This window comes from Planococcus sp. TJ-301 (assembly GCF_058268475.1).
Map to the genome: position 1 here is coordinate 1 of NZ_JBZDOH010000004.1, position 20380 is coordinate 20380.

Sequence of the window (20380 nt, forward strand, 5' to 3'; positions counted from 1 at the left end):
ACGATGAGGTAGATAGGTTCGGAGTGGAAGCGTGGCGACACGTGCAGCTGACGAATACTAATCGATCGAGGACTTAACCAAAACCGTGGGCACGGATTGCCCGTTTCGTTTCAATGTCGTGTATCCAGTTTTGAAAGAATAAGATAAAAGTTTTTTAAAAAGCTTGTAATACCGTGCAGTATTGGTATAATAAATCTTGTCTTTCAAAATAAATTAGTCTGGTAATGATGGCAAAGAGGCCACACCCGTTCCCATCCCGAACACGGCAGTTAAGCTCTTTTGCGCCAATGGTAGTTGGGGGTTTCCCCCTGTGAGAGTAGGACGTTGCCAGGCTGATTCATATTATTCCGAAGTAGCTCAGTGGTAGAGCACCGCACTGTTAATGCGATGGTCGTAGGTTCGAGTCCTACCTTCGGAGCCATTCTTTTGGAGAGCTGTCCGAGTGGCCGAAGGAGCATGATTGGAAATCATGTAGGCGGGCAACCGTCTCAAGGGTTCGAATCCCTTGCTCTCCGCCAGATATAAATCTCCAAATAAACAATGGCCCCTTGGTCAAGCGGTTAAGACACCGCCCTTTCACGGCGGTAACACGGGTTCGAATCCCGTAGGGGTCACCATTACATTTTCCCTGGAGGATTAGCTCAGCTGGGAGAGCATCTGCCTTACAAGCAGAGGGTCGGCGGTTCGATCCCGTCATCCTCCACCATTTTTCGGAAATACATAAGATAATCGTAAAGTAAGCTATGTTCTTATATAATAGAAGAAACTCGTTTTTCTTTCATTATGAATTTCCAAAAAGTACTACTATATTATTGTCGCGGGGTGGAGCAGTTCGGTAGCTCGTTGGGCTCATAACCCAAAGGTCGCAGGTTCAAATCCTGCCCCCGCAACCAAATGGTCCCGTGGTGTAGCGGTTAACATGCCTGCCTGTCACGCAGGAGATCGCCGGTTCGATCCCGGTCGGGACCGCCATTTTTATCTTAATACATGTGGGTCAGTAGCTCAGTCGGTAGAGCATTAGATTGAAGCTCTAAGTGTCGGCGGTTCGATTCCGTCCTGACCCACCATATTTTTAAAATCTCCATGCCGGAGTAGCTCAGTTGGTAGAGCAACTGACTTGTAATCAGTAGGTCGAGGGTTCGACTCCTTTCTCCGGCACCACTAGGTGGGGTAGCGAAGTGGCTAAACGCGGCGGACTGTAAATCCGCTCCTTCGGGTTCGGCAGTTCGAATCTGCCCCCCACCACCAGTTTTTAGGGGCATAGTTTAACGGTAGAACAGAGGTCTCCAAAACCTCCGATGTGGGTTCGATTCCTACTGCCCCTGCCATTTTTTTTAAAATTATATGATGGCGGTCGTGGCGAAGTGGTTAACGCACCGGATTGTGATTCCGGCACTCGGGGGTTCAATTCCCCTCGTCCGCCCCATGATTTTCTAGCAAAATTCAAATTTAATAAATAAAAGCGTGGCGGTCGTGGCGAAGTGGTTAACGCACCGGATTGTGATTCCGGCACTCGGGGGTTCAATTCCCCTCGTCCGCCCCATTTAGTTATTGGGGTATAGCCAAGCGGTAAGGCAACGGGTTTTGATCCCGTCATGCCCTGGTTCGAATCCAGGTACCCCAGCTTTTGCGGAAGTAGTTCAGTGGTAGAACGCCACCTTGCCAAGGTGGAGGTCGCGAGTTCGAACCTCGTCTTCCGCTCCAATTTTTGGCGGCATAGCCAAGTGGTAAGGCATGGGTCTGCAACACCCTTATCACCGGTTCGAGTCCGGTTGCCGCCTCCATAATTATTTTGCCGGCGTGGCGGAATTGGCAGACGCGCGGGACTCAAAATCCCGTTCCTTCACGGGAGTGTCGGTTCGACCCCGACCGCCGGTATCATGTAAAGGGCCTGCCTGCCCTTTAAAAAAGCTCCAGCTTTGTTTTCAAAGCTGGAGCTTTTTTCTTTTTGTAAATTTTCGCTTTGGTAGCTGCCTGGCCTTAAAGTAAAATCGATCGCGGTGCTTGTTAAAGGGTAGAGGGATTTGACGATAATAAAAGGAAGAAATTATTTTAAAAAAGTAGTGCAGAATTAATTTGAAGATGGTACAATAATAATTGTCCGATTCAAGGTCATGCCAGTGTGGCGGAATTGGCAGACGCGCACGACTCAAAATCGTGTTCCTTCTGGAGTGCCGGTTCGACCCCGGCCACTGGTATACTAAAAATCCCTTTTGTCATCAATCCCTGATGATGAAAGGGATTTTTTTCTATGCCAGCTTTTTTTGAGCAGGTATGGATGAGGTAAGCGGCGTATAGATAAAGAAACCAATTAATTTTGCATAAGGAGCTGACAGCGATCATGATCAATCGTCTCGACCATCTTGTATTGACTGTAAAGAACATTGAAGAAACCTGTGATTTCTATGGACGCGTTTTGGGAATGGACGTTAGGGAGTTTGGAGATGGGCGCAAGGCGCTGCATTTTGGCAGTCAGAAAATCAATTTGCATAAAGCAGGCAGTGAATTCGAGCCCAAGGCGCATTCACCTCTTCCAGGAAGTGCCGACTTGTGCTTTATTTGGGATGAGCCACTCGAAAAGCTGTCTAAGCATTTGAAGCTATGTGGCGTAGTTGTCGAAGAGGGCCCTGTAGCGAGAACCGGTGCATCGGGGCCTATTCAGTCGCTTTATATCAGAGATCCCGATGGCAATTTGATCGAGTTGTCGAATTATAGCTAAGTTACTGTGCCGTTCCGATTAGTGGACAGCGGACTATACGAGCAAAAGTCCATGATCTTCGTGGTCTTTTTTTATGCCCACAAAGCATTCCATTTGATAGCAAAATAACTGTAATTTTGCAACGTTAAAAGTTGTGGTATCTGAATAATCAATTTATTATTAAGGCAACATAAGCTGTGCGTGGGATAGGAGGAAGTCTGGTGAAAAAGCTGGCGTGGCATCATCTAGAGGCTGTGGATGTTTTGGCAGAGCTGGAAACGAACACTGAAGAAGGGCTAACAGATGCGGCAGCGGAAGAACGAAGGAAAGTTGCAGGCGCGAACGAACTGCCTGAACCGAAAAGGGAATCAAGGGTGATGCGGTTTTTAAAGCAATTTCATGATGTGCTGATTTATGTGCTGCTCGTGGCGGCGGCGATCACGACCGCGCTGGGACACACGATTGATACATTGGTCATCCTCATGGTCATCGTAATCAACGCAGCGATTGGCTATATCCAGCAGAGCAAAGCGGAAAAGGCACTCGACAGCATTCGCAAGATGTTATCGTTGAAGGCGACCGCAATCCGTGCATCAAAAAGGAAAGTCATCCCGTCAGCCAATCTGGTGCCAGGAGACATTGCCGTTTTAAAAGCGGGTGATAAGGTGCCGGCGGATATCCGGCTGCTTGAAGCGGCTAACCTGAAGGTCGAAGAATCTTCTTTGACGGGTGAATCTGAGGCTGTTGAAAAAACGGTGGACGCTTTGCCGCTCGAGATCGCTCTTGGAGACCGGATGAATATGGTGTTTGCCGGAACATCGGTGTCAGCTGGTTCAGGCGTTGGTGTTGTAGTAGAAACAGGCAGCAACACGGAGCTGGGGAAAATCAGTTCCTCGATTTCCAATGTCCAGAAGCTGCAGACGCCTTTGTTGAAGCAGACGGCACAATTCGGCAAATTGATATCGGCCATCATTGTCGGGAGCGCGGCGGCTATGTTTGGCATCGGTTATTTTTGGCATGATTATCCGGCCGGCGAATTGCTGCTTGCGGTCATCGGCCTGACGGTCGCAGCGATTCCTGAAGGGCTGCCTGCCGTTTTGTCGATTATTCTGGCGCTTGGTGTTCAGGAAATGGCGGCGAAAAAAGCAATCGTTCGGACCTTGCCTTCAGTTGAAACCTTGGGAGCGGTATCTGTGATATGTTCCGACAAAACCGGGACTTTGACTAAAAATGAAATGACCGTCACGTCGATTTTAGTGCCGGATGGAGAGTTTGAAGTGACAGGCACTGGCTATTCTCCCGAAGGCGAAATCTTGAGCGGAAGCCAAAAAGTGATATTGGCGGATTCTCCTGGGCTCAAGCAATTTTTGACATGCGCCAAAACAATTAACGAGTCCCATTTGTTCTGCAACGAGCATGGACACTGGGAGATCAGCGGGGATGCTACGGAAGGTTGCCTTGTAACAGTTGCCGAGAAAGCGGAAGATTCCATTGCGAAACTCGATTGCATGTCAAAAATTCCGTTCGATTCTTCATACAAGTATATGGCCGGGTTAGTAGAACTAGACGGTACAAGAACAATTTTGGTGAAAGGAGCTCCAGAACAGATTTTTAGAATGTCCGATAATGCCAGTGCGGTCGAGCTGGCCCGTTGGCAAGAAAAAATATTGCTCCATGCACGCCAAGGAGAAAGAATGATCGGCGCTGCTGCGAAAAAAGTGCCAACTAACACATCCAGCATTAACCATAGTGATTTGGAAGAAGGGTTCGAGATTTTAGGATTTGCTGGCATAATTGATCCACCGCGGGAAGAAGTAATCGAATCGATTCAGCAATGCAAAAATGCGGGCATTCAAGTGAAGATGATTACGGGAGACCACAAAGAAACGGCGCTTGCAATCAGTTCACAGATGGGCATCGGCACGGAAGGACTTGTCATTGAAGGGATTGAATTGGACCGGCTGAACGACGATGAACTGCTGGAGGCAGCTGTTAAATATGACGTGTTTGCGCGGACGAGCCCGAACAATAAATTGCAGCTGGTGCAGGCGCTGCAATCCCTTGGGCATATTTGTGCAATGACTGGAGATGGCGTTAATGATGCACCTGCTTTGAAACGGGCGGACATCGGTGTGGCAATGGGCATTAAAGGCACTGAGGTATCTAAAGAAGCTTCTGAAATGATCTTGGTTGATGACAATTTTAATACCATTGTCACAGCTGTCAAAGAAGGGCGGCGCGTTTATGATAATTTGAAGAAGACCATTTTGTTCATCCTGCCAACAAATGTAGCGGAAGGCTCAGTTATTTTCGTGAGCATCCTTCTTGGAACTGCGATGCCTTTAACACCTGTCCAAATCTTATGGATCAATATGATAACGGCTGTGACGATTTCCTTAGCGATTGCATTTGAGAAACTTGAACCGGGTGCCATGGAACGGCCGCCGAGAAATCCAAAGGCAAAGCTATTGAGCGGCTATTATGTTTTTCGCATCGCTTTTGTAGCCTTCATCATCTGCGGCGGCCTTTTGTATATGAATAGGGCATTGGCGGAAGCAGGCTTCGATCCGGCAATAGTGAATACGATGACCTTCCAAGCGTTGGTCATTTCCCAGTTATTTTATTTATTCAATTGCCGCAGTGAGAAAGGTTTTGTTTTCCAGAAAGGCTTTTTTTCGAATAAAGCCGCTTTTATCGTTTCCGGAATCCTGATTGCGGTGCAATTGGGGGTGACTTACTTGCCGGTAATGAACATCCTTCTGGGCACCGTGCCAATTGCTGCGCATCATTGGATGTGGCCAATTGGCATCGGCATCAGCGTTTTCGCTATTGTGGAAACGGAGAAATGGGTATGGCGTAAACTAAGCACCTCCCGGTAGGATAGGGGGACAGGGGTTGGTATAATAAACGCAATAAGCGATAAGGGACAGCTTATTGGAAGGAGAGCGTCATGCAAGAAATCCACAGCGAAATCATTCAATTCAGGGGAAGCCACTACGATTTCGGGCTATATCAAGGCGAGCGTTTGAAAGAATCGATCGTTCTCGACAACCGGCAGAAGCAGTGGAAAGCGAAACGTCCGCGTTTTGAAATCGATGTTGCGGAAGCAGAGCAAGCGCTCAGCCGCTTTGCGCCTGCCATCTGGGACGAGCTCGTTGGCCTGCGGGACAGTTTGGAGTTGCCGATGGAACAAGTGCTGCGCAATTTCGGCGGCTATCGGATCGATGCGCTGCCGTCTGGCTGTTCGATTGTCACAGGCCATGACTTCATGGTCCGCAATTATGATTTCCATCCACAAACCTACGAAGGGCGTTACAGCTTGTTCCAGCCTACGGATCATGGCTATGCATTTATCGGGCCAACGTCTCGCATAACGGGGCGCATGGACGGCATGAACGAGAAAGGCTTGGCGATGGGCTATAACTTCACACACCGTAAAAAGCCGGGAGACGGCTTTGTCTGTTATATGATTGGCCGCATCATCCTGGAGACGTGCGCAACCATCGAAGAAGCTGTTACTTTGGTGAAGGAAATCCCGCACCGGGGTTCTTTCAGCTACGTGGTGACGGACGTCAGTGGCAAGACATCAATTATCGAAGCAAGCCCACGGGGAGTCGATGTCAGAAGCGAAAACGCCTGCACCAACCATTTTGAAATCCAGGCGCATGAAAACCGCAATTATTTGAAGGATTCCTATGGACGTCTGGAAGCGATCCAGACCCAGCCGCATGAGACTGCTCAAGTGGACAATGCATTCCGCCTTTTCAATGGAACCGGCAATGGCGTATTCTCGGAGCTATACAAAAGCTGGGCTGGAACCATCCATACTTCGGCATATTTGCCGCAAAAAATGGAAGCCTGGTTCTCGCTCGGCGGCGACCAGCAGCCAGCTGTGTTTGATTTTAGAGAATGGTTGAAAGGGACATCACTGGAGAGGGATAAGATTCATGGCACCATCGATACAAAAATCGGCTTTGCGCATTTGGAAAAACAATTTGCGGAATGAAAAAGGCTGTCCCGAAAGTCAGGAATAATGACTTTCAGGACAGCCTTTTCTATTTTTAAAGGGATGGAGCAGATTACATCTCAGTCATGTGTGCAAAAGGCAGATGGGTGTCGACACGGCCTTTAACGCGTTTAGCATTCAAGCGTTCTCCTGCGAGCCATTGCTTAAAATCGAGCATTAGCGGCAAACGGTCCTGGCCGAGGGCAAAGCCGACTTTCAAGCTGGCGGGAAAATACGATGCGGTGTGCAACGTACCGGACGCTGTCGTGTATTTTTTTGAAAAAACGCCTTTGTCCGAATCGTTGAGCATGCGGAATGCACTGTATGGTTCGGCCATCGTTTCCTGCTGCGAAAGGATGATTTGTTCCCGGCGGCGCGAATCTTCGATCTGATAGCGGTTCTCTTCTGTAAGCAAGTCAAAATGGTTGGTAGATACAGCTGACTCCCGTGAAACGACCGAGCGTGGGGACGCTTCGACCACAATGGATTTTCCTTTGCGGTCCAGCAGCACATAGCTGAACGAGCGACGATGGGGAAGTTCCTCCAATAAACCGACTGCTTCATCAGCATCCGTACAATTTTCGAGGATTAAGCGGCCGATCATGTTGCAGATAAAGCCGTCACCGGAATTGCGCCGGTTGATGAAGTTATAGCCCATCGCCAAGCCTTTCTCATTGATGCCGTCAGTGCGGCCGGTAATTTGCATCGTCGGCCCGATTGTCGCGTAGCCGCCGTCGGATGGCTGATATAGCGCAAAACGGCCCTCGTAGCCTTGCGGCGAGCTATCATAATTGCGCACCATGAAATCTTCCCGGGTGAAGATAGAGCATCCGCTGCGCGTATATTCCAGGTAATATCCGCCGAATTCACGGATGGCGTCGTGGGCATTCCATTCGAGTGCGTCCGCTAAGCCGTTGATTTCTTCCCAAATGCGGGGGGCGAACGAACGGAGGATGCCAGTTGCTTCCTGTTCATTGATCATGAAGTTTTTATTGGATGGGGGCCATTGCTTGCGGCGGTTGGGCAATAGGAGTGAATCTTTTAATAGCTCGCCTTGATGCCGTCCATAATCGTAATGGCTGCCCCGGAATTGGATAATATCGCTGTGAATTTGTTTCACTTGATGATCCCTCTTTTATTATGAAGTAACCCGATTTTACTGCACAATAGTTCGAATTCAAAGGAATCTGCCTCGGACCTATAAAACGGAAACTTGAGCCTCGCCACCGTTGATGCCAGTGAACATATTCGCAGCGGCGTTCAACAGTTCAAGCGCTTGTCCACGTTCCATCGAGGGACGCAGGTAAAAGATGTGGAGTGCATTTTTGGTGTTTTCTGTGACGGCTGTCCGTGTGGAATCGACGTAGGGGCTGCCGAAAGCACCTGAGGCGTCTTTGGACACCAGGATATTGTCTAATGTGTTGGTACGGTTGTTCAGGCCCTCGAACTGATCCTCTTCAGTGCCGAGTGCGATTTCAACGTCGCCATTGATTTTATCCGCATCGTAGAGGCCGAGCGGAATTTCATATTGCAGCGATAAAAAGCTGTTCATGTCGACTGCTGAATGGATGGAAGACAGGTAATTCTGCTTTTTAATGCGGCGGAAAAGAGCTTCGGCGGAAGGGCGGTAGCGGCTTGGGCTGCTGCCTAACGCTTTCCAAACCAGCTGCCATTCGAGCAGTCCGGGAAAATGGGTGATGTCTTTGTCTTCCAAATCGAAATATAATTGCTCCTGGAAAAGCTGCAGGCGGCCTTTTAACATTTGAGGTGACTCCGAAACGGTGATATTGTTATAATGAATAGTTCCTATTTTAAAGTCGGGAAGGATTTCCTTAATGTGACGCTGGATGGTGATTTCCACAGCAATCTTCCTTTCAGGGGATGTATTAGGGATATCGTATCATAGATATAGAATGAGAGGTTACAGCATGAATCTCGAAGGATTTCAACAAGAGCTTGTTGCCTATGCCTCGGAGATTGGAATCGATAAAATCGGGTTTGCTTCGGCAGAGCCTTTTTATAATTTGCGCCATCAATTGGCTCGCCAGCAGCAATTGAATTACCAATCTGGCTTTGAAGAGCCTGACCTTGATAAACGGACACGTCCGGAGCTTTTATTGAACGAAGCGGTGAGCATCATTTCCATCGCGATCGCCTATCCTTCGAAAATGCAGGATGCGCCGCAAGGGACTCGGGGTGCAAGGCGCGGAATTTTTTCCCGTTCGTCGTGGGGCAAGGATTACCATGCCGCGCTCAGAGAGCGTTTGACATTGTTGGAAGCGTTCATCGCCGCACGTTTCCCTGAAGCCCGCATGCGGTCAATGGTGGATACAGGCGAATTGTCCGACCGCGCGGTTGCTGAACGCGCAGGTATCGGTTGGAGCGCAAAAAATACAGCCATCATCACGCCGGAGTTCGGTTCCTATGTGTATTTGGGCGAAATGATTACCAATATTCCGTTCCGCTCAAATGAACCGATGGAAGACCAATGCGGTGATTGCCGCCTGTGCATCGACGTCTGTCCGACCGGGGCAATAGTTGAGGGCGGCCAATTGAACGCCCAACGATGCATTTCTTTTTTGACGCAGACAAAAGGCTTTTTGCCGGATGAATTCAGAGGCGTCATCGGCAATCGGCTATACGGCTGCGATACGTGCCAAACCGTGTGCCCGAAAAACAAGCGGAAAGCGAATCTCATCCACGCGGAATTTACGCCGGATCCTGAAATCGCCAAACCGCTGCTCGAACCGCTGCTAACGATTTCAAATCGCGAATTCAAAGAGCGTTTCGGCTATGTATCCGGTTCATGGAGAGGCAAAAAGCCGATTCAACGCAACGCGATTCTCGCTTTGGCCCATTTCAAGGAAAAAAGCGCTGCACCGGTATTGATCAAGCTGCTGATGGAAGACGAACGTCCGGTCATCCGCGGCACAGCGGCTTGGGCACTCGGTAAAATCGGAGCGCAAGAAGGTTTCGAAGCGCTGCAAGCGGTGCTGGAGACTGAGCAAGATGAAGAAGTAAAAGATGAAATTCAAAAAGGACTGGCATTTTTTGCCGAAGAGATGAAAGGATAAGTGAAAGTTTTGGCTATACACATCGTTTTATACCAGCCGCTGATTCCAGCAAATACAGGAAACATTGCCCGTTCTTGTGCGGGAACCGGGGTGAAATTACATTTGATCCGTCCACTCGGATTTTCCACGGATGATAAGATGCTGAAGCGGGCAGGGCTCGATTATTGGGAACATGTCGATTTGGCGTATTATGATTCGCTACAGGAATTGTTTGACCGTTATTCCGGCGCTGCGTTTTACTACATTACAAAGTTCGGCACGAAGACTTATTCGTCTTTCGATTATTCGGATACGGAAAAAGACCATTTCTTCGTATTTGGCCAGGAAACAAAAGGCTTGCCGAAAGAACTGATTGAGCAGAATCCGGAAACGTGCCTGCGCATCCCGATGAATGACCATATCCGTTCGCTGAATTTGTCCAACACAGCGGCGATTTTGATGTACGAGGCATTGCGCCAGCAGAATTTCCCAGGACTGGAATAATTAAAAGTACAAAAAAAGCCGGCGCATATGCACCGGCTTTTTATATTATTCTTTTTCAGCAGTTCCTGGTTTGTCATCATAGCCTGCAGTTAAGATAGCGGCCAAAAATGCTACAGTAACACCTAGAATAAGGATTAAGTTCATAAATAACGACCTCCTTGTAATATGCATCTTTGTTTAGTATAGCGTATGTGGCAGGAAAATGAAATATAGGGCTGAATTGAAATGTGGAGAAGTTTTGTCTTTTCCATGCTGGATTTTTAGCTTTTTATTAAAAAATGAAACCTTTGGCTTGGCCAACCGTAGAATAGGAAAGAACAGTTCAGGAAAGGATGAAATAAAAATGAAAATGAAAATTTCCGTTGCGTTATTATGGATTACCGGCTTGGCTGAATTGCTATTGGCAATTCCGTTTATCGGGGGCACTTTTGTCATCAGCACCGGCTATGCGGCGCTTGGCGTAATGTTCCTGCTTCACGCAGTGACGTTATTTTTCTGCTTCCGTGAATACTCGTCGAAATCGGGTTCGATTTTAGGAATCATCACAAGCATTGTTGCTTGGATTCCATTAATCGGATGGGCAATGCATTTGCTGACTGCTGCAGTGTTGCTGGTAGCAGCGGGCATAACAAGCGCTAGAGTGAGACCAACTTCTGAGTACAAAGGATAACCCGGTTTTCAGATAATGGAGTACAAAAGATTATAAAGAAATGCCCAGAGCTGGTTTGAGCTCTGGGCATTTCTTTATAATTTGAATCCTTTTTCTTTCTGGCTCATTGTATGCAATACGAGATCGGCAAGTTCAGGCACCACTTGCTTCAGCTGGCTGATTTGCCATTCTCTTTCTTCGGTCAATGGTTTCCCCGCGAGTTTAAGGGCTTTAAGTGCATATAGCGGAGCCCCTAATGCATGGTCGGCCATATGAGCAGTAGCAACTGCATGGCCAATTGAACGGGCTACAGCTGTCATCACGGGATTGTCTGCTTCTCTAGCCGCTGCATGCGCAGCCACTGAAGCTTTCATAGCAGCACCCGTCGGGACTTTAGTATTTTCCCAATCTTTCGCAGTGTCCAAGGCATGGGCAAGGCGGGGCTCGATTTTTTCGCCAAGAAGAGGCAAAATGTGTTCCGAGCACATTCTGGCCCAGCGGATCAGCCGATGATGATTTTCGGGCGTAAGCGTTCCGCTTCGGTGGACTGCCACAAACCGTTTATCTCTCATATTACGTCTCCCCCGGATCATCAGAATTTGGCCGCTTTCTCCTTCACCCTATTCTAATCAGGATACCAAAAAAGAAGCAACCATTGGCTGCTTCTTTTTTTCAATGAGGTGCAATCAGGATCTGGATAGCGAACAGAACCGCAAAGATGTACAAAATTGGGTGTACGGATTTCCATTTCCCTTTAAAGATTTTCATTAAAGGGTAAGAGATAAAACCGAGTGCAATACCGGTTGCAATACTTGATGTGAGCGGCATTGCCAGTATGATCAAGAATGCCGGGAACGCTTCATCAAATTCTTCCCACTCAATATGTTTAACAGCACCAATCATTAAACTGCCGACGATAATCAGCGCGGGTGCAGTGATGGCAGCAACGCTTGATAAAGAAGAAACAAGCGGACCAAAGAAGGCAGCAATGATAAACAGGATGCCGACAGTCAGCGTCGTCAGTCCTGTTCGTCCGCCAGCAGCAACGCCGGCAGAAGATTCCACATAAGCGGAAGTCGGGCTTGTGCCGAACATAGCACCGGCAGTGGCAGCCACTGAATCTGCAAGCAGTGCTTGGCGCATGCGCGGCATGTCATTGTTTTTCATGAGGCCAGCCTGTTTCGCCACTCCAATCATGGTGCCCGTAGTATCGAATAACGTTACTAGCAGAAAGGAAAAGACGACGCCGTATAATCCGAATTCGATGACCAATTGGACCGCTTCAATTGGATTCCAGACGATGATTCCTTCTGGAAGTGACGGAAGCTGCATCAAACGGCTTTCGAATTTCAATTGGCCCGTAAAGAAAGCAATGATAGCTGTTACGATCATACCGAAGAAAATGCCGCCGTGAATGTTCAACGACATGAAGATGAGAGTAATCATAAGGCCAACCAAGGTCAACAGGACTGGAGCTGAAGTCAAATCACCGAGACCGACTAAATTTGCTTCATTTCCCACGATGATTCCGCTTAGGCGCATGCCGATAAAAGCGATGAAAAGCCCAATGCCGGCAGTAATGGCGTGTTTCAGGTTTTCGGGAATGGCTTGGATCAGAATTTTGCGCATTTTGGTCATCGACAACAGGACGAATATGATGCCTGCAACGAATACGGCCGAAAATGCTGTCACATAATCGATTGTGCCGCCTGAACCGAGCACCATCGAAGTGAAATATGCATTTAATCCCATGCCGGGTGCTATGGCAATTGGGTAATTGGCGAAAAGTGCCATCCATAGGGTTCCAATCGCTGCTGCAATAATGGTTGCCAAGAATACTTGATCAAACGGAACGCCCGCTGCACCCAAAATAACAGGATTGACAATGACGATATAAGCCATTGTTAAGAACGTTGTCATACCGGCAAGAACTTCTGTTTTAACGTCTGTGCCAAACTCTTTCAAATGAAACATTTAAATACTCCTTTCAAAATCCGAACAATTTAAACAACATTTCATATATTATTCGCTTTTATTGAGAAATGCAAGTGGTTTAGCCAAATTCTTTAAAGTCGAGTTTTTAGCCGATTATTTGTACAATGGATAAAGAGAGGATGATGAAAATGGTATTGGCGATCAATTCAACGAAAACCTTACATAATGGAGTAGAAATGCCGCGTTTCGGACTTGGCGTTTTCAAAATGACAGATAAAGAAGCAGCAGTGGAGGCCATACTTGCGGCCCTCAAAGCAGGGTATCCTGCAATTGATACAGCAAGCATCTATGACAACGAACAAGAAGTGGGGGAGGCCATCCGCTCATCGGACATCAAGCGCGAAGACATCTTCGTCACCTCGAAAGTCTGGAATACGGACCAAGGCTACGACAATACATTGCGTGCTTTCGAAGCATCGCTTAAGCGCTTGGACTTCGATTATTTGGACCTGTATTTGACGCATTGGGCCATGCCCGATACGTATGAAGAAACATACCGCGCCATTCAGCGGCTGTATGACGAGAAATTGGTGCGCTCGATCGGCGTTTCAAATCACCAGCAGCACCATTTGGAAAAACTATTGGCAACAGCGAACACGAAGCCGATGGTAAACCAGATCGAGCTTCACCCACAATTAACACAAGAACCGCTTCGCCAGTTCTGTACAGACAATGAAATTGCTGTGACTTCATGGTCGCCGCTGGCTCGCGGCCGCCTGCTCGGAGAACCGCTGCTCGGGAAAATTGGGGAGACCCACGGCAAGTCAATCGCACAAGTCATTATCCGTTGGCATTTGCAGCACGACTTGATCGTCATTCCGAAATCGGTTAAGCCCGAACGCATTCTGGAGAATGCAGACGTCTTCAATTTCGAGTTGTCTCCGGGGCAGATGGAGATGATTGACGGTTTGAACAAGGATTGGCGCACAGGCACCCATCCCGATGAAATCCATTTGCGATAAAAAAAGAAGTTCCCGCTGGGGAACTTCTTTTTTTTATCTGCTGTTGTCTTCAACGACGATTTTTTCGCCGGTGAACGGATGGATGAACGACATGCGGAACGCATGGAGATGGTAAGCGCCATCTTGCGTGGGCGGTCCGTCGTATAACTCGTCGCCGATAATCGGGTGGTTAATATGCGACAGGTGCGCCCGGATCTGATGGGTACGGCCAGTTTCGAGCGTCAGGTGAAGTAAGGTTTTGCCTTCCAAAGGTTTTAATACGCGGTAATGCGTCACAGCACTTTGTCCGGAAGGGGATACGCGCCGGCGCGTCGGATGATGGCGGTCGCGGCCAAGCGGAAAATCGATCGTGCCGGTCCGGTTCACGACTTTGCCTTTGACGACTGCTTCGTAATCGCGCACGAGCTGTTTTTGTTCGAGCATGCGGTCCATTACGTTTTTGGCGACCGGATGCTTCGCGACCATCAATAGGCCGGACGTTCCTTGATCCAAGCGATGGACGTGCTCGCCATAGGACCCGCCATTGCGGATGATATGGCCGAGCATGGCGTTGATGAATGTATCGGTCTGACCGACTTCATTCGGGTGGGTGGCCATTCCTTTTGGTTTTCTGGCAATGATGAAATGGTCATCTTCAAACAAAATCGGCAACTCGATATCGTGTTTCGGTTCATAAGGCGAAGAAGCAGGCGGCAATTCAAAATGCAGGACAGTGCCTTTTTCCAGTGGCTCTTTCCAAACCACTTCCTGATGCTTGGTGTTCGTTACGCTTTTGGCCATGCGCATCTCGTGGACCACTTTCTTGCCGAGTCCCCATTCCGTGCGCAGTAATTCTTCGACAGTCATGCCGTCTTCCTGTATTTCGTAAGTCCATTCCATGTCTTAACCTCCATATAAAAGGGCCATGCGCGCTGCACATGGCTCCTGTGTGTTATTTCAATACGACTTGATTGAAAAAATCTTCGATGATTTCTTTCGGCTGGGATCCGACCCAACGTGCAACTTCTTCACCGTTTTCGTAATGCACTAATGTTGGTGTCGCTTCGACGGCATAATCCTGCCAACCCTGTTCATACTCTAACAGATTGTACTGGAGGACGTCCACGTCCATATCTTCAGCAACAGGCATCAAAACAGGCGTAGTAACCTGGCAATGCTCGCATGTCGGGCTGAAGAAATAAACCGTAGTCGGCTCGCCGCTCTTGATTTTTTCGTCGACTTCGTCTGGAATCGCGATGTTCTGGTAGTTTTCATCAGATAATAAGTCGATGGTCGGCTGCTCCAGATCGTCCGTGTCGTATGGGTTGTCTGCTAGTTTATCGTTGTTCGAAATATTCGTCAGCACGATGATCAAGGCGAATATTGCCGCAACGACCCCGGCGATGATTAACATTTTTTTCATTTTCCTTGTTCCTCCTTCAATGACTTCAGCAAGTACATGCTCAGGGCTGCGATTAAAATGAACGCAGTGAGCGCTAAAAATGGGATGGTGATAAATCCGAGATAATTGATGTACTGGCCGGTACACGGCACTTGGCCACAAGACGGTGCGGCATCAGAAAGGAAATCCAATTTCTGCAAGCCGTAATGGTAAAGTGAAATAAAACCGCCAATGACGGAAAACGCCAGCGTGGTCGCTGCAATCCGAACGTTCTTTTGCGCATAGGCGACGCCGACGACGATAATGAGCGGATACATGAAAATCCGCTGCACCCAGCATAAAGTACAAGGTGCATAGCCGCGTATTTGGGAAAAATACAGCGATCCGGCAGTGGCAATCAGCGCTATGACCCACATGGCGAGCATGATATTTTCTTGGCGCTTGGACATAGAACAGTACCTCTTTTCAAAATTACTTCTATAAAAGTATAATTCTTAAACGCAAGCAAGTAAAATAATATCAACCTGTGCCGCTATCCTATATAATAAACTGTGATACTTTTGTGAAGGAGTGGCTGTAGTGCCCGAAGAATTCGATTTGTCCCATTTTGAGAAGAGCATGATCATACGTGAAATGACGTATGCAGATATAGATGCCATTATGGAAATGCAGCGCCTCAGTTTTCCTGGAATGGATCCATGGAAAGAAGAGCAGCTTCGCAGCCATCTCGGCGTTTTTCCGCAAGGACAGCTTGTCGCAGAACTTGACGGCGTAGTCATCGGTTCTTGCTCGAGTTTATTGATAAATTTTGACGAATACGACGACCGCCACACGTGGGACGACGTCACAGACGGCGGATACATCACGAACCATAATCCGGACGGCTACAATATGTACGGCATTGAAGTGATGGTGCACCCGGAATACCGCCGCATGCAAGTCGGCCAACGTTTATATGAAGCGCGCAAAGAACTGGCGCGGGAATTGAATTTGAAATCGATCATTCTGGGCGGCCGCATCCCGAATTTCCATAAGCACGCAGATGAAATGTCGCCGCGTGAATATGTCGATGCGGTTTCGCGCCATAAAATCTATGATCCTGTTTTGACGTTCCAGTTGATGAACGGTTTCCAGCTGATGCGGATCAATCCGAATTATTTGGAAGACGATCTTGCATCCGGAAAATACGCGACGCTCATGGAATGGAATAATGTCGATTACAAACCGGTATCGAAGCGTCATTTTAAAACAAGTCTTCCGGTCCGTATTTGTGTTGTGCAATATCTGATGCGTGCCATCGAATCGTTCGATGATTTGGCAAACCAAGTGGAATACTTTGTCGATGTCGCATCGGATGCACATTCTGATTTCGTCGTCTTCCCGGAAATTTTCACAACGCAATTGATGTCTTTCCTCAACGAACCGTCGCCAAGCCAGGCAGTTCGCAAATTGACGGAATACACGCCTCAATACATTGAATTGTTCACGGATCTTGCCGTCCGCTACAACATCAATATCATCGGCGGATCGCATTTCGTTAAAGAAGAAAACGACGAGATTTACAACATCGCTTACCTGTTCCGCCGTGATGGATCGATTGACAAACAATACAAAATCCATATCACACCGAACGAACGCAAATGGTGGGGCATTTCGGCCGGCGACTCGGTTCGCGTATTCGATACGGATTGCGGCAAAATCGCGATCCAGATCTGCTACGATATTGAGTTCCCGGAATTGGCGCGCATCGCGACAGACATGGGAGCGAATATCATCTTTTCCCCATTCTGTACAGAAGACCGCCAAGGCTATTTGCGCGTCCGTTATTGTGCACAAGCCCGCGCAGTCGAGAACCAAATCTATACAGTTATTTCCGGCACAGTCGGAAACTTGCCGCAAACGGAGAACATGGACATCCAGTACGCGCAATCGGGCATTTTCGCACCGTCCGATTTCGAATTCGCACGCGACGGCATTGTCGGCGAAACCAACGCGAACTTGGAAATGGTGCTGATCGGCGATGTCGATTTGGAAATTTTGCGCCGCCAACGCCAGAACGGTACAGTCAAGCAATTGAAGGACCGCCGCCACGACGTTTACCGCGTAGAATACAAAAAAGATTAAAGCATGTGCCGCTTCCCAAAAGGAAGCGGCTTTTTTTTTGATTTTTTGGTAAACTAAGTTTATTGGAGGGATGTCTTATGACTTGGCAGGAACGGCTAAAGCGCTGGTTGGATCACGACCAGCATGATGAAGGGACAATACAAGCTTTATCTTTACTGAAAGATGATGAAAAAATGGCAGAAGATGCATTTTACCAGGATCTGGCATTCGGCACAGGAGGGATGCGCGGCGAAATCGGCCCGGGAACCAACCGCATGAATGTCTACACGGTCCGCAAAGCATCGCAAGGAATCGCGGATTATATCAAAGACAGCGGTGAACAAGCAATGGCGTGCGGAATCGTGATCGCGTACGACAGCCGCCGCATGTCGCCGGAGTTCGCGCTCGAAGCAGCAAAAACTTTTGCAGCAAATGGCATCCACACCTATCTATACAGCGAACCGCGCACTACGCCACAATTGTCATTCAGCGTCCGGTACTTGAATGCATTTATGGGAGTGGTCATCACCGCCAGCCACAATCCGCCTGAATACAATGGCTATAAAGTTTACGGCGACGATGGGGCGCAACTTAACCTTGAAGACGCGGACCATGTCATTGATTTTGTCAGCAAGGTCGAAGACGAATTGACCATCGACAATTCAGTGTACGATGAAACATCGCTCGTCCATTTAGGGGAGCGTTTGGACGCGGCGTATATCGAACAAGCGTTGACGGTGCAGGAAGGGTCGGCTAATCCGATTGCTGCAGTATTTACACCGCTCCACGGCGCATCCGGATCAACAGTGAAGAAGTTGTTGGAAACGGCAGGCTACACGGATATCGCCTATGTTGCGGAACAAATGCAGCCGGACGGGGAATTCCCGACGGTCAAGTCACCAAATCCCGAAGAAGCCTCCGCCTTTGAACTGGCGATGCAATACGGCGAGAAGACCGGCGGCGAATTACTGATTGCCATCGATCCGGATGGCGACCGCGTCGGAATCGCAGTCCTTGCGAGCGGACATTACGAATTGCTGAACGGCAACCAGACGGGCGCAATCCTCATTGATTACCTATTGAGCCAGAAACAAGCAAAAGGCACCCTGCCTGAAAACGGCAAAATCTTTAAGACGATTGTGACATCTGAATTCGGCCGCGTGATCGCGGAGTCGTATGGCGTCGAATGTGAAGATGTGCTGACCGGCTTTAAATTTATTGGCGAAAAGCTGAAGCATAACGACGAACATCCGCAATTCGAATTCCTATTCGGCTATGAGGAAAGCTATGGCTATTTAATCCGTGACTTTGCGCGCGACAAAGACGCAGTCCAAACAACCTTATTGCTGGTGGAAGCTGCCGCCTATTACAAGACGTTGGGCAAAACTTTACATGATGTGTTGGTTGAACTTTATAATCGCCATGGCTGGTACCGTGAAGCGCTTGTGTCCGTCACCAAAAAAGGACTCGATGGCGCGCGGGAAATATCTGCGCTTCTCGAAGGGCTGCGTAAAAAGCATTTAAACCAAATCGCGGGCATACCAGTGGTGTCCATTGAGGATTATGAAACCCAGAACCGGATTTTCGTCGATTTGAATACGAATGAAAAAATTGTATTGCCCCAATCGAATGTCCTTAAGTATTTCTTGCAGGACGGCTCATGGGTTTGTGTCCGCCCAAGCGGGACGGAGCCGAAAGTGAAATATTATTTCGGCGTTGCTGCAGCAAGCGAACGTGACAGTGATGAAAAACTGGAACTGATCAAACAGTCTTTCCTAGACGAATTGGACAATAGATAATCGAAAGCTCCCTCTCGCAGGGGGCTTTTTCATTCGAAAGTACGAGGCGCGCTGGGAATGGAAAAGTGTATGGTAGAGAGAGAACAGTGATGAGGTGAAGCGGATGGAAGCTGGCCAGCATTCAAATGTGGCGCTATTGAAAGAAATTGCGGAATTGTTGAATGAAGAAACGGATATGGGACGAATGCTCGAAGGGGCGATTTGGAAGCTGTTGGACGGCTCGGTATTCGAGGCGGCATGGATTTTCTTCATTGATAAAAACGGCAAGCATCAGCTCGCAGCGCAGGCCAATCTGCCGCCGGCGCTGAAAGGGAACGATTGCCGCCACTTGAAAAAAGGTGGCTGCTGGTGCGTTAAACGCTACCACGACGGCAATTTGGAAAAAGCATCGAATATCATCGCTTGCCAGCGGATCGACAACGCTATTTCATCCCTTGCCGGAGACGCCGAAGGAATTACGCACCATGCTACGGTTGCGCTGCGATCGGGTAATGAAAAATTTGGGCTTTTGAATATCGCCGCTCCGGATACGGTGCGGTTTTCCAATGATGAATTGGCGCTGCTGGAATCCGTGGCGTTCCAGATCGGCTCCGCCATCAAACGGATCTTGCTGACAAAACAGGAACAGGAATTGGCATTGGTGCAGGAACGCAATCGGTTGGCGCGCGACTTGCATGATTCGGTCAATCAGCTGCTGTTTTCGGTGACGTTGACGGCCAGGGGCGGCAGTGTCATGTCAGAAGATCCGGAAGTGCAAGAAACGTTCCGCGATATCCAGCACCTGACACAAGAAGCGTTGAATGAAATGCGCGCGCTGATTTGGCAATTGCGGCCAAAAGGCTTGGAGAGCGGATTGCTCGAAGCGGTAAAAGGCTATGCCGAAATGCTCGGGCTGTTGACTGAACTGAAAGTGACAGGCGTCATCCAGCTGCCGTCGCGCACAGAAGAAACGCTGTTCCGCATCGCCCAGGAGGCGCTCAACAACATCCGCAAACATGCGGGCGTCCATAAAGTGCAGCTTTATATATCGGTGACTCCATCGGATGTGCTGCTGGTGATTAAAGATGAAGGCCACGGATTTGTCATTGATGAGCATCTCAACTTGCCATCGATCGGCATCCAGAGCATGCGTGACCGCGCAAAAGCGGAAGGCGGCAGCATCGAATGGTCAAGTGAAATTGGAAGAGGCACGGAAATTCTCATAAGGATTCCGTATTAATCGGGGAGTGG

General features: G+C 48.6%; 17 protein-coding genes, 17 tRNA genes and 1 rRNA gene. 28 read left to right on the forward strand and 7 right to left on the reverse strand.

Annotated elements, in window-relative coordinates:
- Positions 1-217 precede the first annotated feature (217 nt).
- The 21 genes from rrf to AC4EHJ_RS14760 all read left to right on the forward strand — a co-directional run bounded on the left by rrf (position 218) and on the right by AC4EHJ_RS14760 (position 6704).
- Positions 218-333: ribosomal RNA gene (rrf, locus tag AC4EHJ_RS14660) — 5S ribosomal RNA — on the forward strand.
- Between the two features lie 13 nt (positions 334-346).
- Positions 347-421, forward strand: a tRNA-Asn gene (locus AC4EHJ_RS14665).
- A 7-nt stretch (positions 422-428) separates the two neighbouring features.
- Positions 429-518, forward strand: a tRNA-Ser gene (locus AC4EHJ_RS14670).
- A gap of 24 nt (positions 519-542) precedes the next feature.
- Positions 543-617 (forward strand) — tRNA-Glu (locus AC4EHJ_RS14675).
- A 13-nt stretch (positions 618-630) separates the two neighbouring features.
- Positions 631-706 (forward strand) — tRNA-Val (locus tag AC4EHJ_RS14680).
- Between the two features lie 110 nt (positions 707-816).
- A tRNA-Met gene (locus AC4EHJ_RS14685) sits at positions 817-893 on the forward strand.
- Between the two features lie 3 nt (positions 894-896).
- Positions 897-972: transfer RNA gene (locus AC4EHJ_RS14690), tRNA-Asp, on the forward strand.
- Between the two features lie 19 nt (positions 973-991).
- Positions 992-1067: transfer RNA gene (locus AC4EHJ_RS14695), tRNA-Phe, on the forward strand.
- A gap of 18 nt (positions 1068-1085) precedes the next feature.
- A tRNA-Thr gene (locus AC4EHJ_RS14700) sits at positions 1086-1161 on the forward strand.
- A gap of 3 nt (positions 1162-1164) precedes the next feature.
- Positions 1165-1248: transfer RNA gene (locus AC4EHJ_RS14705), tRNA-Tyr, on the forward strand.
- Positions 1249-1254: 6 nt separating this feature from the next.
- Positions 1255-1328 (forward strand) — tRNA-Trp (locus AC4EHJ_RS14710).
- A gap of 22 nt (positions 1329-1350) precedes the next feature.
- Positions 1351-1426 (forward strand) — tRNA-His (locus tag AC4EHJ_RS14715).
- Positions 1427-1467: 41 nt separating this feature from the next.
- Positions 1468-1543 (forward strand) — tRNA-His (locus tag AC4EHJ_RS14720).
- A gap of 9 nt (positions 1544-1552) precedes the next feature.
- Positions 1553-1624 (forward strand) — tRNA-Gln (locus AC4EHJ_RS14725).
- Between the two features lie 5 nt (positions 1625-1629).
- Positions 1630-1704, forward strand: a tRNA-Gly gene (locus AC4EHJ_RS14730).
- Positions 1705-1710: 6 nt separating this feature from the next.
- Positions 1711-1784, forward strand: a tRNA-Cys gene (locus tag AC4EHJ_RS14735).
- 10 nt (positions 1785-1794) lie between these two features.
- Positions 1795-1878: transfer RNA gene (locus AC4EHJ_RS14740), tRNA-Leu, on the forward strand.
- A 238-nt stretch (positions 1879-2116) separates the two neighbouring features.
- A tRNA-Leu gene (locus AC4EHJ_RS14745) sits at positions 2117-2198 on the forward strand.
- A 143-nt stretch (positions 2199-2341) separates the two neighbouring features.
- Positions 2342-2719, forward strand: a complete 378-nt coding sequence (locus AC4EHJ_RS14750; RefSeq protein ID WP_490976369.1) for a VOC family protein — start codon at positions 2342-2344, stop codon at positions 2717-2719.
- Between the two features lie 200 nt (positions 2720-2919).
- Positions 2920-5577 (forward strand): cation-transporting P-type ATPase, encoded by a 2658-nt coding sequence (locus tag AC4EHJ_RS14755; RefSeq protein WP_490976370.1) that lies wholly within the window; start codon positions 2920-2922, stop codon positions 5575-5577.
- Positions 5578-5648: 71 nt separating this feature from the next.
- Positions 5649-6704, forward strand: a complete 1056-nt coding sequence (locus tag AC4EHJ_RS14760) for a C45 family autoproteolytic acyltransferase/hydrolase (RefSeq protein ID WP_490976371.1) — start codon at positions 5649-5651, stop codon at positions 6702-6704.
- A gap of 73 nt (positions 6705-6777) precedes the next feature.
- Here AC4EHJ_RS14760 and AC4EHJ_RS14765 read toward each other — a convergent pair whose 3' ends face one another.
- Both AC4EHJ_RS14765 and AC4EHJ_RS14770 read right to left on the reverse strand, forming a co-directional pair.
- On the reverse strand, positions 6778-7824 hold the full coding sequence (locus AC4EHJ_RS14765; RefSeq protein ID WP_490976372.1) for a C45 family autoproteolytic acyltransferase/hydrolase: 1047 nt from the start codon (positions 7822-7824) through the stop codon (positions 6778-6780).
- A gap of 78 nt (positions 7825-7902) precedes the next feature.
- Positions 7903-8565, reverse strand: a complete 663-nt coding sequence (locus tag AC4EHJ_RS14770; RefSeq protein ID WP_490976373.1) for a B3/B4 domain-containing protein — start codon at positions 8563-8565, stop codon at positions 7903-7905.
- Between the two features lie 67 nt (positions 8566-8632).
- Here AC4EHJ_RS14770 and queG point away from each other — a divergent pair, with 67 nt between their 5' ends.
- The 3 genes from queG (at position 8633) to AC4EHJ_RS14785 (ending at position 10931) form a co-directional block, all read left to right on the forward strand.
- A complete protein-coding gene (gene queG, locus AC4EHJ_RS14775; protein ID WP_490976374.1) occupies positions 8633-9778 on the forward strand; it encodes a tRNA epoxyqueuosine(34) reductase QueG in 1146 nt (381 codons plus the stop codon).
- A gap of 9 nt (positions 9779-9787) precedes the next feature.
- Positions 9788-10261 (forward strand): tRNA (uridine(34)/cytosine(34)/5-carboxymethylaminomethyluridine(34)-2'-O)-methyltransferase TrmL, encoded by a 474-nt coding sequence (gene trmL / locus AC4EHJ_RS14780; RefSeq protein ID WP_490976375.1) that lies wholly within the window; start codon positions 9788-9790, stop codon positions 10259-10261.
- A 343-nt stretch (positions 10262-10604) separates the two neighbouring features.
- On the forward strand, positions 10605-10931 hold the full coding sequence (locus AC4EHJ_RS14785; protein ID WP_490976376.1) for a hypothetical protein: 327 nt from the start codon (positions 10605-10607) through the stop codon (positions 10929-10931).
- 74 nt (positions 10932-11005) lie between these two features.
- On the opposite strand, the gene AC4EHJ_RS14790 is transcribed toward AC4EHJ_RS14785, so the two are convergent.
- Together AC4EHJ_RS14790 and AC4EHJ_RS14795 are read right to left on the reverse strand one after the other, a co-directional pair.
- Positions 11006-11482, reverse strand: coding sequence for a putative immunity protein (locus AC4EHJ_RS14790; RefSeq protein ID WP_490976377.1), 477 nt, complete (start codon positions 11480-11482; stop codon positions 11006-11008).
- Between the two features lie 100 nt (positions 11483-11582).
- The gene (locus AC4EHJ_RS14795) at positions 11583-12884 is read right to left on the reverse strand and encodes an NCS2 family permease (RefSeq protein WP_490976378.1); all 1302 of its coding nucleotides are present in this window, start codon (positions 12882-12884) and stop codon (positions 11583-11585) included.
- Positions 12885-13033: 149 nt separating this feature from the next.
- Here AC4EHJ_RS14795 and AC4EHJ_RS14800 point away from each other — a divergent pair, with 149 nt between their 5' ends.
- Complete coding sequence (locus tag AC4EHJ_RS14800; RefSeq protein WP_490976564.1) at positions 13034-13867, forward strand: aldo/keto reductase; 834 nt, start codon at positions 13034-13036, stop codon at positions 13865-13867.
- Positions 13868-13900: 33 nt separating this feature from the next.
- Here AC4EHJ_RS14800 and AC4EHJ_RS14805 read toward each other — a convergent pair whose 3' ends face one another.
- Genes AC4EHJ_RS14805 through AC4EHJ_RS14815 form a run of 3 tightly spaced genes read right to left on the reverse strand, consistent with a single transcriptional unit; the run spans position 13901 to position 15697 of the window.
- The gene (locus tag AC4EHJ_RS14805; protein WP_490976379.1) at positions 13901-14746 is read right to left on the reverse strand and encodes an RluA family pseudouridine synthase; all 846 of its coding nucleotides are present in this window, start codon (positions 14744-14746) and stop codon (positions 13901-13903) included.
- A gap of 52 nt (positions 14747-14798) precedes the next feature.
- Positions 14799-15269: a thioredoxin family protein gene (locus AC4EHJ_RS14810; RefSeq protein ID WP_490976380.1), complete on the reverse strand. Its 471-nt coding sequence runs from the start codon at positions 15267-15269 to the stop codon at positions 14799-14801.
- Positions 15266-15697 carry a disulfide oxidoreductase gene (locus AC4EHJ_RS14815; protein WP_490976381.1) on the reverse strand — a complete coding sequence of 144 codons (432 nt, stop codon included), beginning with the start codon at positions 15695-15697 and terminating at the stop codon, positions 15266-15268. The genes AC4EHJ_RS14810 and AC4EHJ_RS14815 overlap by 4 nt, the downstream gene beginning before the upstream one ends.
- Positions 15698-15827: 130 nt before the next feature.
- Here AC4EHJ_RS14815 and AC4EHJ_RS14820 point away from each other — a divergent pair, with 130 nt between their 5' ends.
- The 3 genes from AC4EHJ_RS14820 to AC4EHJ_RS14830 all read left to right on the forward strand — a co-directional run bounded on the left by AC4EHJ_RS14820 (position 15828) and on the right by AC4EHJ_RS14830 (position 20369).
- On the forward strand, positions 15828-17372 hold the full coding sequence (locus AC4EHJ_RS14820) for a GNAT family N-acetyltransferase (protein WP_490976382.1): 1545 nt from the start codon (positions 15828-15830) through the stop codon (positions 17370-17372).
- A gap of 77 nt (positions 17373-17449) precedes the next feature.
- Complete coding sequence (locus AC4EHJ_RS14825) at positions 17450-19150, forward strand: phospho-sugar mutase (protein ID WP_490976383.1); 1701 nt, start codon at positions 17450-17452, stop codon at positions 19148-19150.
- A 103-nt stretch (positions 19151-19253) separates the two neighbouring features.
- Positions 19254-20369 (forward strand): GAF domain-containing sensor histidine kinase, encoded by a 1116-nt coding sequence (locus AC4EHJ_RS14830; protein ID WP_490976384.1) that lies wholly within the window; start codon positions 19254-19256, stop codon positions 20367-20369.
- Positions 20370-20380 lie beyond the last annotated feature (11 nt).